The sequence below is a fragment of the Streptomyces sp. RK9 genome (assembly GCF_045070545.1).
In the GTDB taxonomy this organism is placed as follows: domain Bacteria; phylum Actinomycetota; class Actinomycetes; order Streptomycetales; family Streptomycetaceae; genus Streptomyces; species Streptomyces alboflavus.
Genome location: NZ_CP173704.1, coordinates 3,415,287 through 3,427,857, shown reverse-complemented (window position 1 = coordinate 3,427,857; position 12,571 = coordinate 3,415,287). Strand labels below are relative to the sequence as shown.

Annotated in this window: 8 protein-coding genes; 4 read left to right on the top strand and 4 right to left on the bottom strand. The window is 76.3% G+C overall.

Annotated features, from left to right (window positions below):
- Positions 1-55 precede the first annotated feature (55 nt).
- Both AB6L24_RS35135 and AB6L24_RS35130 read right to left on the bottom strand, forming a co-directional pair.
- Entirely contained in the window at positions 56-1,855 is a 1,800-nt protein-coding gene (locus AB6L24_RS35135; protein WP_405662195.1) for a class I adenylate-forming enzyme family protein, read from the bottom strand.
- Between the two features lie 79 nt (positions 1,856-1,934).
- Positions 1,935-3,893, bottom strand: coding sequence for a CoA transferase (locus AB6L24_RS35130; protein WP_405662192.1), 1,959 nt, complete (start codon positions 3,891-3,893; stop codon positions 1,935-1,937).
- 232 nt (positions 3,894-4,125) lie between these two features.
- On the opposite strand from AB6L24_RS35130, the gene AB6L24_RS35125 reads away from it, so the two are divergent.
- Positions 4,126-5,280 (top strand): acyl-CoA dehydrogenase family protein, encoded by a 1,155-nt coding sequence (locus tag AB6L24_RS35125; RefSeq protein WP_405663544.1) that lies wholly within the window; start codon positions 4,126-4,128, stop codon positions 5,278-5,280.
- 13 nt (positions 5,281-5,293) lie between these two features.
- Here the strand turns inward: AB6L24_RS35125 and AB6L24_RS35120 are convergent, their stop codons facing one another.
- On the bottom strand, positions 5,294-6,472 hold the full coding sequence (locus AB6L24_RS35120; protein WP_405662190.1) for a sugar ABC transporter permease: 1,179 nt from the start codon (positions 6,470-6,472) through the stop codon (positions 5,294-5,296).
- 228 nt (positions 6,473-6,700) lie between these two features.
- The gene (locus AB6L24_RS35115; RefSeq protein ID WP_405663542.1) at positions 6,701-7,879 is read right to left on the bottom strand and encodes an MFS transporter; all 1,179 of its coding nucleotides are present in this window, start codon (positions 7,877-7,879) and stop codon (positions 6,701-6,703) included.
- A 545-nt stretch (positions 7,880-8,424) separates the two neighbouring features.
- On the opposite strand from AB6L24_RS35115, the gene AB6L24_RS35110 reads away from it, so the two are divergent.
- The 3 genes from AB6L24_RS35110 to AB6L24_RS35100 all read left to right on the top strand — a co-directional run bounded on the left by AB6L24_RS35110 (position 8,425) and on the right by AB6L24_RS35100 (position 12,571).
- A complete protein-coding gene (locus AB6L24_RS35110; RefSeq protein WP_405662187.1) occupies positions 8,425-9,342 on the top strand; it encodes a hypothetical protein in 918 nt (305 codons plus the stop codon).
- A 321-nt stretch (positions 9,343-9,663) separates the two neighbouring features.
- A complete protein-coding gene (locus tag AB6L24_RS35105; protein WP_405662185.1) occupies positions 9,664-10,395 on the top strand; it encodes a sigma-70 family RNA polymerase sigma factor in 732 nt (243 codons plus the stop codon).
- A gap of 1,003 nt (positions 10,396-11,398) precedes the next feature.
- Positions 11,399-12,571 (top strand): cytochrome P450, encoded by a 1,173-nt coding sequence (locus tag AB6L24_RS35100; RefSeq protein ID WP_405662182.1) that lies wholly within the window; start codon positions 11,399-11,401, stop codon positions 12,569-12,571.

Genomic DNA, 12,571 nt, shown 5'->3' with positions numbered 1-12,571 from the left:
CCCCCCCCCGCCCCCGCGCTCGTCCCTGTCCCTGTCTGTCCGGCTGCCGCCTGCCTCAGGCCCGCGCCGCCAGCTCCCGCAGCGCCGCGCGGTCCGGCTTGCCCGCCGGTGTCAGCGGCAACTCCTCGACGAGCAGCAGCCGTTCGGGGTGCTTGACCCGGTCAAGGCCGCACCCGGTGAGGTGTCGGCCCAGGTCGTCCAGCGTCGGCGTCGCGAGCGCGGACGCGCGGGACGCCGGGACCACGCAGGCCGCGAGCCGCTCCCCCATCACCGGGTCGGGTACGCCGACGCACACCACGTCACGTACCAGCGGATGCGCGCTCAGCCCCCGCTCGACTTCCGCGGGGCTGATGTTGGCGCCGCCGCGGATCACCACGTCCTTGAGGCGGCCGACGACGTGCAGGACGCCGTCCGCGTCGAGGAGGCCCAGGTCGCCGGTGCGGACCCAGCCGTCGGGGGTGCGGTAGCGGGCGTCGAGTTCGGGGGCGCCGACGTAACAGAGCGGGGTCATCGGGCCGCGCGCGACGATCTCGCCGACGGCGCCTTCCGGGAGGGGCTCGTGGGTGGCGGGGTCGGCGACGCGGATGTCGGCGACGCGGGGGTCGGGGCGGCCCGCGACGATGCCGTGACGGCTCCCGAGGCCGCCTTCTCGTTCTCCTTCTCCTTCACAGTCCACGCCTCCGACTCCGACTCCGTTAGGGCCCTGCTCCTCCGGATCACCCAGTCCGGTATGGCAGTTGACGCCGTCCGCCGAGCCGTAGAGGTTCACGACGGGGCAGCCGAAGGCGTACCGGGCCTCGGCGGCCGTGGTGGCGTCGAGGGGGGAGCCGCCGAGGACGAGGGCCGTGGGGGCGGGCAGTTTTCCGGCGCCCTCCTGGTCCTGTTCCCGCTCCTGTTCGAGGCGGTCGAGGATCATGCGGGCCATCGTCGGGACGCCGAGGACGTGGGTGGGTTCGTGTTCCCGTACGGCGGCGACGGCGGCCTCGGGCGTGAAGTGGTCGAGCAGGACGAGCGTGCCGCCGTGCCGGGCGAGCGCGACGGCCGTGCCGTTGGAGCCGAACGCGGAGGCCAGCGGCACCAGGAAGAGGCAGCGCGGCGGCTGAGCCGGGTCCGGCATCAGCGAGGCGAAGAAGTTGCCGCGGCCCCCGGCGAGGGCGTTGTGGGAGTACGCGACCATCTTCGGCTCGGCCTCGGAGCCGGAGGACACCAGGATGCGGGCGGGGCCGTCCGGGTCGGGGCGCGCGGCCACGAACGCGGCCGGGTCGGAGCGCAGCAACTGGGCGAAGGGGACGGCTCCTTCGGGGACGGTGCCGGGGCCGACGGCTATGACGTGGCGCAGGGGTGCGGGGGCGGCGCCGGGCCGGTCGGAGGCGGCGGGTCCGTCGGGGGTTCCGGGTCGGTCGCCGTCGGGCCCGGCCGTCGAGGCGAGGAGGGCCGCCGCCGGGTGGGCCCCGCGGTGCTCCGCCGCGGCGATGACGGCCACCGCCTCCGCGCGCCGCAGCAGGCTCGTGGCCTCCGCGGCACCGCGGCCCACGGGGAAGGGCAGGGCGACCGCGCCGATCGCCGCGAGGGCGAGGTCGGCGATGACCGCCGCGCGGGCGTTGGGGAGTTGGACGCCGACGACGTCCCCGGGCGCGACGCCGAGCTCTCTGAGCCCGACGGCCAGACATCGCACCTTGCGGTCCAGGGCGGTGTAACAGAGCTTGCCCTTGGCGTCGATGACGGCCGTGCGGTGCAGATCACTGATCTGCCGGGCCCGGAACAGGCTGTACAGGTCGAGGTCGGGGCAGGTGCCGTCGACCGCCCAGGCGCGGCGGAGGGAGGCGGGCAGGAGGTCGTTCAGGGGGTGGGGCATGCGGGCTCCTGGGAGGGAGAAGGAGAGGGCGGGACGCTTCGGGGCGGTCCCGTGCGGTGGCCGCGGGGCGCGGCGGGCGTCAGGAGAAGGCCCACGGGTCGGGGACGACGGGTGCCCCGTGCTTGTCGCGCCCGACGGAGCCCGTGCGGCGCGCGCCGGTGTGCAGGGCCGCGAGGTCGGTGGTGACCGGGGTCGCGGTGAGGCCGTGGGCGCGGAGCAGGTCCAGGGCCTCGGCGGTGCGCAGGGTGCTCAGGTCGTACGCCGACGCGGCCGCCGCGCACGTGTCGGTCGGGGCGAGCCAGCCGTCCGCCGTGCGCAGGGGGCGGCGGAAACCGGCGGGCGGGCGGGGGGCGGCGCCCTCGGCCGCGCGGCGCAGGGCGGGGGCGGTGAGGGTGTCGGCGGCGCCGAGGAGGGAGGAGTCGACGCGGACGCCGCGGCCGCCGTTGCGCTCGCGCAGGAGCAGCCCGGCGAGGACGGCTTCCGCGCCGAGGAGGCCGCCGAGCACGTCGAGGAGGGTCATCAGGGAGGGCGCGGGCGGCTCGTCGGCCGGGCGTACCGCCGCGCCGACGGCCGTGCGGGCCTGGACCATGAAGTCGGTGCCCATGGGGGCGTCGTCGAGCCGGTCGCCCCAGCCGCTCGTGTACGCGTACACCAGGCCCGGGTTGACGGCGGTGAGGTCGGCGGCGTCCAGGCCGAGTTGGGCGGCCTTGCCGGGGGCCCAGTTGTGCAGGAACACGTCGGCGTCGGCGACGAGTTCGCGCAGGCGGCGGCGCCCCGAGGGGGACTTGATGTCGGCCTCGACGGCGCGCTTGCCGCGGTTCAGGGCGAGCCAGCGGGCCGAGACGCCGCCGCAGGCGGGCGGCATGCCGCGCAGGGGGTCGCCGCCCGGCGGCTCGATGCGGACGACGTCGGCGCCGAGGAGGCGGAGCAGGTGGGCGGCCAGGGGGGCCTGGATGCGGCGGCCCGCCTCCAGGACGGTGATCCCGGTCAGCGGGAGGTCCGGGGTGGGGAGTTCGTGGCCCCGCCGCCCGGGCGCGGCGGCGGCCGGGCCGAGCCGCGCCAGGGACCAGGGCGCGGCGCCGTCGTGCTCGGCCGCCCGCTCTTCGAGGGTCCGCAGGGCGCAGACCTCGGCGCCGGAGGTGGCCGCGGCCTGCCTGACGCGCGCCCACGGGTGGGAGCGGGCCGTGGCGTGCAGGGCCTCGGGGAAGGGCGCGCAGGCGGTGGCGTACCGGAACTGGAAGGGCCGCCAGCCCGCGCGTATCGCCTCGCCCGGCGCGTCCAGGGCCCGCCAGAACGCGGCCCAGGCGCCGGGGTCGAGGGTCTCCAGCTCGAAGCGGGTGCCGTCGGCGGAGGTGAACGGGGGCCCGCCGGGGGCGATGCGGGCGGCCTCGTCCTCGTCGGCGCCGGTGGCGGCGAGGTACTGCGACACGGCCAGCAGCCCCGCGCGGGCCGCGCTGGTCGTGACCCGCCCGGCCGCGCGGGCGTTCCCGCCCCGCGCCTGGGCGAGGAGTTGGGCCAGCAGCCCCTGCACGGCGAGGACGCCCGCGGCGGTGGCCGCGTAGTCGGCGCCGAGTCCGCGGGGGCCGTCGTCGCGGCGTCCGTGCACGGACATGATGCCGGTGGCGGCCTGGACGGTGGCCTCGTCGGGGGTGGGGGGTGCTTCGCGGGGGTGGGGGGTTGCCCGCGGCGGGCCCACCGCGTCGCGCGACGGTGTCGTCCGGACGTCCGTCCAGTGCACCTCCGCCGTGACCGGGCCGAATCCGCCGCCGGTGAGGACGACTTGGGCGGGGGTGTCGGGGGTGGCTTCGGTTCCGGGGGTCCCGGCAGCCGTCGCGGTCCCGGAGGGCTCCGCCGCGCCGGACGCCTCCGCCGTACCGTTCGCCTCGGCCGTATCGGCCGCCTCCGCCGTCTCCGCGCCGAGCAGGCGCAGATGCTCGGTCACGACCCGCGTCAGCTCCGGCGGCCCTGCGATGTCGCAGCGCAGCGACTCCAGGGGCCGGGCGGCGGTGCGCACTGTGGTGAGGGGTGGTGACGTCATGTCAGTCGTGTCTCCTCTCCCGGTGCGGGGGCAGCCCCCGCCGGGGTCGTTCCGAACGCGGGAACCCGAGGCCGTCGGCACCCGACCAGTTCCTTGGAAGACAGTCGGGCGCCCGGGCCCGCGGGTTCCCGGTGAAACAGAGGAAGCGGTGGGAGCGGTGGCAGCGGAGCACGTGGTGGAAGGGGTGGCGGAGGCGGTCGAGCCGTGTGGGGACGCGGCCCGGCCGGGGCGGGTGCACCCGAGCGACGGCGCCGCGTCCCTCCCCGAGCGCGTCGGCGCGTTCGTACGCGCACACGTCATGCCGTACGAGGACATCCTGGACGCGGGCGGACCCGCGGCCGACGCCGTGCTGCGGTCGCTGCGGGAGCGGGCCCGGCGGGCCGGTCTCTGGGCGCTGCCGCTGCCCGCCGAACTGGGCGGGCAGGGGCTCGGCCTGGCCCGGTACGCGACGTTCGCCGAGGCGGAGGGCGCCAGCGACCACGGGCCCGCCGCGCTCGGCTCCGCGCCGCTCCTCGATGTGACGATGCTGCGCCGCCACGGCACCGCGCGGGTCCGCGAGGCGTATCTCACCCGGCTCGTCTCGGGCGAGCTCCGCACCTGTTACGCGATGACGGAGCCCGACGTGCCCGGCACCGACCCCTTCCTCACCGGCACCCGCGCCATCCTCCGGCCGGACGGCAGTTGGCGTCTGACCGGCCGCAAGTGGTTCACGTCGGGGGCGGCGGGCGCGGACCTCGTCACCGTGCTCGCCCGCACCGACGGCGCGCCGCCGGACCGCGAAGGACTGTCGCTGTTCCTCGTGCCGACGGCGTCGCCCGGCTTCCGTGTCGTGCGCGAACTGCCCGTGCTCGGGGCGGGCGGCCAGTGGGAGATCGAGTTCGACGGCGTACGGGTGCCGGGCGACCATCTCGTCGGGGCGCGGGGCGCCGCTCTCGCCGTCGCCGGTGAGCGGCTCCAACTCGGCCGTACGCTGCGCTGTCTGCGCTGGCTCGGGCAGGCGCAGCGGGCCTTCGACCTGATGGCCGCGCGTGCGGTCGCCCGTACGGGGTCCCGTGGGCCGCTCTCGTCGCACCAACTCGTGCAGCGCCACGTCTTCGAGTCGCTCCTCGCGCTGCGCACGGCGCGGCCGCTGGTGCACGAGGCGGTGGCGCGGCTCGTGGCCGAGGAGGACGCGCACGTCGAGGTGGGCCTCGCGAAGGTCGCGGCGGCGCGCACGTTGCAGCAGGTCGTGGACGCGGCGGTCCAGGTGCACGGCGCGGCAGGACTCGGCCCCGACACCGCGCTGCCCGCGCTCCTTCGCACGGGACGCGCGGCGCGGATCCTCGACGGTCCGGACGAGTTGCACATCACGTCGGTGGCTCGGCGGGTCCTCGGCGGATACGCGTAGCCGCTCCCACGCCTCACGCTTCGCGTGGGTCCACCAGGCCTGTCAGCGCGGCGAGGCCGAGGGCCAGGAAGAAGTCGCCCCAGATCAGCTCGTGTTGGACGGCGGTTCCGGTGACGGCGTCGTGGCAGCCGTCGAGGAGCATGCCGGGTGGAGGGACGGGGGCGCCGGCGGTGGGGGCTTGTCCGGTCTCGGAGGCGGTCCCGGTGCCGGTCAGGTGGGCGGTGGCCAGGCGATGGAGGACGGCCTCCGCTCGGCGGGCGCAGGCCTCTTGGCCGGGCTGCGTCGCGAGTTTGAGCAGGGCTACGGCGGTGATGGCCGCGGCGGAGGTGTCGAGGGGGCCGTCGGGGTGGGATGCGTCGGCGGGTGGGACGAGGGAGGTTGCCGGGGGCGGGGCGTGGGATGTCGGGGCGGGGTGCGCCTCGTCCGCGGTCGGTCCGGGCTCCGGTGCGCCCAGCCTGGTGGCCGTCGCGCGCAGATGGTCGGAGCACGCCACGGCTCCGCCGGGGTGCGTCAGCGCGTCCGCTGCGGCGAGGAGGAGCCAGGCGCGGCCGCGGCTCCAGCCGGGGGCGGGTTCGGCGAGGGGGTGCCAGCCGGTGGCGGGGTCGTGACGCCAGGCGGGGGCGAGCCGCCCGTCGTTCCCGACGCACAGCCGCAGGTGCCGGTGCAGGTGTGCGGCGGCCGCCTCCCTGCCCCGTGGCCCCGCCGAGGCGAGCAGCGGGACCAGCCCCGGTGCCCCGTCCGCGCGGGCGAGCAGGCGGGGGCCGCCGAAGGCCGACCCCCAGGGGACCAGGCCGAGTTCGGGGTCGAAGGCGGTGAGGCAGGCGTGGGCCGAGCGGGCGCGCAGGGCGTCGGCGGGCGCCGAGCCGGTGGCGAGCGCGGTGCCGTACCAGAGGATCAGGCCGCGCGTCGCGGTGTCGGCGTCGGCCCAGTCGGCGAGGCGCGCGGTGCAGGCCTCGGCGGCGGCCTCGTCGGCCGGGTCGCCCGTGTACCGCGCCCGCAGCCAGAGCAGTCCGGCCCAGAAGCCGCCCGTCCAGGAGCCCCGCCGGGTGGTCGTCCACGTGCCGGTGCCCGGGTCGGCGGACAACGGGAAGCGGGGGCCGACGTCGGCGAGGGTCACGGCGACCCGCCCGAGTACGGCGTCCAGGGCGCCCCCGGCCCACCCGTCCGCCATCCCGCCCGGCCGCTCACCCATCTTGCTCTCCCGTCACCTGCGCCCCATGTCCCGTCACCCGTGCCTGGGGCGCGGCGTCTCGTGTCTCCGGCCCGGCCCTCATGTCCCGTGTCTCGCCCGGCTCGTCCCGCACTCCGCCCGGCTCCTCCGCGCTCCGCGTCGCCGCTCTCCGTTCCGCCACCGGACGCGCGGCCCTGCTCGGCCCTCACCGAGCCGAGCCCGCCGCCGGGGCGCGTCCCGAGGCAGGAGTCACGGGCCGCCCGCGCTCGACGGTCGACCGGCTGGAGGCACCGGGTCCTTCACGCACCCAGCCCCTCCCTCGCGCCCCCGTTCCCGTACCGCCCACGCCAGTGCCACCGCGCCCGCCGCCGCGAACTCCGCCGTCACCAGGGTCCAGCCCCAGCCGTAGTGGCCGGCGGAGGCCAGGAGGCCGAAGAGGGGTGGGCCCAGGGCGAAGCCCGCGAAGAAGCCCGCCGAGACCAGGGCGGAGTCCTGGCCCGCCCGGCCCGGTGCCGCGCGCTGCATGACCAGGACCATCGACACCGCGTTGGCCGACACCGCGAACACGCCCACCGCCACCGCGCCCGGCCACACCAGCGCGCTCAGCGCCGCCGCCCCGGCCAGGAGCAGCGCCGCGCCGACCGCGCCCGCCGCGAGCAGGCCAGGCAGCCACTCCGCGCGGCCGGGCGTCGCCGCCCTGGACCAGGCGACGCGGCCCACGACCCCGGACACCCCGAGCACCGCCACCAGCGCCCCGGCCGCGCCGGGACCCAGGCCGAGGCGGTGCGCCCCGTACAGCGCCAGGTACGTGTTGACGGAGGCGATGCCGCAGCCGAGCAGGAGCGAGAAGCCCGCCAGCCAGGCGATGGTGCCGCGCGGTACGAGGGACGCCGGTGGCGCGCCGGTCCGTGCGGGCGCGTCCTGCGGCAGCGTGCGCAGCGCCCACGCCGCCGTCACCACCGCCGCGCCCGCCGCCGTCCACACCGCGCCCCGCCAGCCGAGCCAGCCGGCCAGCGCCGCGAGCGGCAGGCCCGCGGCGAACGCGCCCAGTTGGACGCCCGACTGCTTCATGCCGGTCACCGCGCCCCGGCGCGCGGGTTCCACCGACGCCAGGATCGCCTTGTTCGTCGCCGGGTTCGCGAGCGCCTGCGGCAGCCCGCCGAGTGCCACCGCCGCCAGCAGGAAGCCCGCGCCGGGCGCCGCGCCGATCAGGGCGAGCGCCACGGCCGAGAGGAGGAGCAGCGCCGCCAGCGCGCGGCGCGGGCCCACGCGGTCCACGATCCGGCCGCCCGCGGGCGAAAGCACGGCCGCGGTGCCGAAGCCGATCGTCGTGGTCAGGCCGAGCACCGTGGGCGAGATGTCCAACTCGTCCACCAGGCGCGGGCCGAGCGCCCCGAGCAGGAAGAGCTGGAGCATGGAGAACGCCATGGCGCAGGTGAGGAGGGCGGTGGGGAGGGGGCGTGTCGTAGGGGGTGGGGAGGTCGGCCGCCCGGTTTGTTGGGGGTCGGTGGTCTTCGGCCGGGAGGGGGGCTGCGGCCTGACGCCGTCCGGCTGGGGCTGCGGCTCGGCGTCGTCCGGCTCCAGCCGGGGCTGTCGCTGCGGTTCGGCGCCCTCCGGCGGCACCCCGTGCCCCGCCGCCCCCGGCCCACGCCCCGCGTGCTCCGGTCCGGCCCCCGCCTGCTCCGTCCCCACTCAGCCGCCCCCAGGAAGTCTCGTACCGCCGGACAAATCCACCGAGTTCACGCCGTACCGCACCACGTGCCCCCGCGCCTCGGGTGCATCGTGGCCCGACGCGCCTCCGCAGGAGTCGGATCCGTTCCCTCCGGGGTTCCCGGACGCCTTCGTGACCCCGGCCACACCTCGGCCGCATCTGAGCCGGGACCCGTGCGGCGCCCGGCCTCCGCACGCCTCGCGACGGAACATTCCGGACCCGCCCGTTGCCGCCGTGAGGCGGATGCAAAGATGAGGCCGCCATGACTGGGGGCCGAAGCTGTCGCGCGGTACGGGCTGCGGTGTTCGCGGCCGCCTGTGTGCTGCTCGCTGCCACCGGCCACGCCCTGATGTCGTCGGCGCCGCTGCCCTGGTGGGCGCTGCCCGGCGCGGGCGGTGCCACGTTCGCGGGCGCCTGGCTGCTCGCCGGGCGCGAACGCGGCGTCCTCGCCGTCACCTCCGCGTCCGTCGTGGCCCAGGCCGCGCTGCACACGTGGTTCTCGCTGGCGCAGGCCATGGCCCAGTCCTCGCCGGGCGGCGGCGCGTCCGTCGCCCAGCAGTGGGCGCGTCATCTGCTGTGCGGGGCGGGCGGTACGGGGATGCTGCCGGAGGCGGACGCCGTGCGCGCCGTCACCGACGCGGGCCTCGCCGACCGCCTGAACGGGCCGCCGCCGGGGCACACCCGGCACTCCATGGGCATGCAGGAGACCCTCGGCTCGGGGGCCGCAGGGAGCGCGGGCAACGCCCACGCCTCCATGGGGCACGGCATGTCCGGCACGCACGACGCGTCCGGCGCCCTCTCGGGCTCGGGATCGGGGTCGGGATCGGGCTCCGGCATGGACGGCATAGCCGACATGACTGGCATGACCGGGATGTCCGGCATGCACTCCGGGCACGACATGGGCGGCATGTCCCCGCTCGGCATGCTCGCCGCGCACCTCCTGGCCGCGCTCCTGTGCGGCCTGTGGCTCGCGTACGGCGAGCGCGCCGCGTTCCGCGTCGGCCGCGCCGTCGCGGGCTGGCTCGTCGCCCCGCTGCGGCTCGCCCTGCGCCTTCCGCAGCCCCCGCACCGGCCGCGGCTGCGCCCGCGCCGTGACTTCGGCGCCCGCCGCGCGCGGCGGCTGCTGCTCGTCCACGCCATCACGTCCAGGGGTCCGCCCCTCGGGATCGCTGTCGTCTGACAGCTGGTTTCCCCCGACCCGCCACGGCACCGCACGGCGCTCGCACGGCATCCGCTCGGCACGGTACGGCTTCACCTCGCACACCCGGCTCGGCGCCCCACGGCTCCGCGCCCGTGCCGTCGTACCCGCCGTCGGACCGCGTACCGCCCGCGCGCGTCCCACCCCCTCACGCCGCACCGCGGCACACGGTGGCACGCACGCCCCGAGCAGGTCGGGCACCGGCCCGCGCCGCCCTCACGGCGCCGGGCCGCGACACCTCGCCGGCCCCGCCCCGCGCGCGGCCGGATCCCGATATCCCGGACTCCCAAAGGACTTCAGGCGATGACTCCTGCCCTGACGGCACCCCCTGCCCAGAACCCGGCACCGGCGCGGCCCCAGACATCGGCAGCACCAACAGGCCCCGCACCGGCGGCACGGGAAGCCGTACCCGCACCCGCACCCGGACCCGCACCCGCGCCCTCCCCCTGTCCCGGCCCCGGCACCCCCGCCCGCACCCGGACCCGCCGCACCGACGCCGCCGACGAACCCGTCACGCGGCTCGCCCTCGCCGCGCGGGACGGCGACCCCGAAGCTGTCGAGCGTTTCGTGCGTGCCCTGCACCGGGACGTCCTGCGCTACGTCGCGCACCTCAGCGCCGACCCGCAGGCCGCCGACGACCTCGCGCAGGACACGTTCCTGCGGGCGCTCGGCAGCCTGCACCGGTTCGAGGGGCGCTCGTCGGCGCGCACCTGGCTGCTGTCCATCGCGCGGCGCACCGTCGTCGACAGCCTGCGGCACGCGGCCGCCCGGCCCCGGCTCTCGGACCGCGACGACTGGCAGGCCGCCGCCGAGCAGGCGCAGCCGCGCGGGCTTCCCGGGTTCGACGACGGCATCGCGCTCGCCGAACTGCTCGACGGCATACCGGCCGAGCGGCGCGAGGCGTTCGTCCTCACCCAGCTCCTCCAGCAGCCGTACGCGGAGGCGGCCGCCGCCATCGGCTGCCCCGTCGGCACGGTCCGCTCCCGGGTGGCCCGGGCTCGGGCCACCCTCATCGAGGCCCTCGCCGCGGCCTGACGGAACAGCGGGACCACGGAGCAACAGCACCACTGAAGGGGGTCGCTGCCGCACTCGCGGCGGCGGCCCCCTCCGTCTCCCCGGGCCCGGCCCGCACCCCACCGCACCGCGAACTGTTAAATGAATATGACGGAGTTCACTGCCGCACCGGTTCCCGCCTGTGGCACCATGCGCGGAGCCTCGGCAGCCGACTTCCCGGCGAACTCCAGGTGTTCTTCGGCGGCGCACCCGAGTACGTAACGAAGAACTTCCGAAGTGCGGTCCGTTATGAATGCGTCAAGGATTTCCCGACCGCCGCTCATACGGAATTCGCGATTCGCCGAAGAGCGAGTACGAGCGGGTCGCGCATGTCAAGTTCGGCCGTCGAGGCCCCCCGGCGCGGGCCCCGTCGGCCCCGTACCCGAGGGCCGACAGCCCAGCCCGTCCCGTTGACAGGACAGCCGCGAGCGCACCGGCGGCAGTGGTCCCCCGACCTGTCGCCAACTACCCCCGTAGTCTCCAGTTTCCGGTTCACCGTTTCCCGGCCGGAGGGTATGTTCGAGCTCGGCCGGAAAGCCGGAAATCCATGAACGGGCGCGGCAGCAGCCCTCCTTTCCAGGTACGGAATGGAGAAGGATTACCGGGGCCGATCCAGGCTTGTGCACAGTGAATTCGAGGTGAAGGGGGGATATGGCCGTGTCCGCGACCGCGCGATCGCGTCATCTCCCGCCTTCCGGCTCTTCCGGTTCTTTCGGTACCGGCCGCACACAGGGGCTGCCCACCGCCGCCCCCGTGCCGCGTCACCCGCGACCGCCCGGCCCACCGGCCGGCCGCGGCGGGGGACCGCAGAGCCGTTGAGTGCGCGTCACCGTCCCGCCCCCGCGGCGGGCCTCCGTGCGTCCGGGGAGGGCGCGCGGAGCGTTCCACCGGCGGCCGTGACATCACGACACCGCGACACCGCGAAAAACGGAGCGCCGAATTCCGGCTGCCCGACAGCCGCCGACCAGGGGGAGGAAAGACACCCATGACGCAGTGCCCCTATCACCAGCTGGGCCCACTGCCGGACTTCTTCGAGCCGGGGGAGCCCGGCGCCGACGACGTCACGCAGATGATCACGCCGACCGGCGACAAGATGTGGCTCGTGCGCGACTACGCGCTCAGCCGTCTCGTCCTCGCGGACAAGCGGTTCAGCAGGACCGCCGCCGTGGCACCGGGCGCTCCGACGTTCAACGACGCGCAGCCCGTGGCCGAGTCGATGATGAGCATGGACGGCGCCGAGCACGCCCGCCTGCGCAAGACCGTCATCGGCGCGTTCACCGCCCGCAAGATGGCCGCGATGGCCCCGGGCATCACCGAGGTGACGGACCGCTACCTGGACGCGCTCGAGGAGCACGGCCCCGGCGCCGACCTCATGGAGGGTCTCGCCAACCCGCTGCCGCTCGACGTGCTGTGCCAGCTCCTCGGCATCCCCCTGACGGACAGCGAGAAGTTCCGCGACTGGGTGGAGGTGCTCTTCGACATCTCGGCGAGCTCCCCGCAGGAGAAGGGCCGCAAGCGCCTCGAACTCAGCGGCTACATGGCCGACCTGCTCGCCACCAAGCGCCGCGAGCCCGAGGACGACCTGCTCTCCTCGCTGATCCAGGCGCAGGACCGGGGCGACCTGACCCAGGGCGAGCTGATCACCCTCGGCCTGACCCTGCTGATGGCGGGCTACGAGACGACGGTCGGCCAGATCGCCCTCTCCGCGAACGTGCTGCTCTCCGACCCCGCCGGCTACCGCGACCTGGTCGAGCACCCCGAGCGCGTGGACGCGGCCGTCGAGGAGCTGATGCGCCTCACCCCCACCACCCCCCTGAGCTTCTCGCGCGTCGCGACGGAGCCCGTGCAGCTCGGCAGCGTCCAGGTGCAGGCGGGCGACGCCCTGATGGTCTCGCTCCTGAACGGCAACCGCGACGACAAGGTCTACCCCGACCCCGACCTCCTGGAGCCCGAGGGCCGCGACGCGGTCCACCTCACCTTCGGCCACGGACTGCACCGCTGCCTCGGCGCCCCGCTCGGCCGGATCCAGCTGCAGATCGTCTTCCGCCGCCTGGTCGAGCGGTTCCCCGGACTGCGCTTCGCCGACGTCCCCGAGCCGGTGGTCTGGAAGGACGGCATGGGCACCCGCGGCCTGTCCCGGCTCCTCGTCGCCTGGTAG

What these genes read in the sequence shown, in the direction of transcription:
- AB6L24_RS35135 (WP_405662195.1), bottom strand. Translation starts at nt 1,855, where the DNA reads ATGCCCCACCCCCTGAACGACCTCCTGCCCGCCTCCCTCCGCCGCGCC.
- AB6L24_RS35130 (WP_405662192.1), bottom strand. Translation starts at nt 3,893, where the DNA reads ATGACGTCACCACCCCTCACCACAGTGCGCACCGCCGCCCGGCCCCTG.
- AB6L24_RS35120 (WP_405662190.1), bottom strand. Translation starts at nt 6,472, where the DNA reads ATGGGTGAGCGGCCGGGCGGGATGGCGGACGGGTGGGCCGGGGGCGCC.
- AB6L24_RS35115 (WP_405663542.1), bottom strand. Translation starts at nt 7,879, where the DNA reads ATGGCGTTCTCCATGCTCCAGCTCTTCCTGCTCGGGGCGCTCGGCCCG.
- AB6L24_RS35110 (WP_405662187.1), top strand. Translation starts at nt 8,425, where the DNA reads ATGACTGGGGGCCGAAGCTGTCGCGCGGTACGGGCTGCGGTGTTCGCG.
- AB6L24_RS35105 (WP_405662185.1), top strand. Translation starts at nt 9,664, where the DNA reads ATGACTCCTGCCCTGACGGCACCCCCTGCCCAGAACCCGGCACCGGCG.
- AB6L24_RS35100 (WP_405662182.1), top strand. Translation starts at nt 11,399, where the DNA reads ATGACGCAGTGCCCCTATCACCAGCTGGGCCCACTGCCGGACTTCTTC.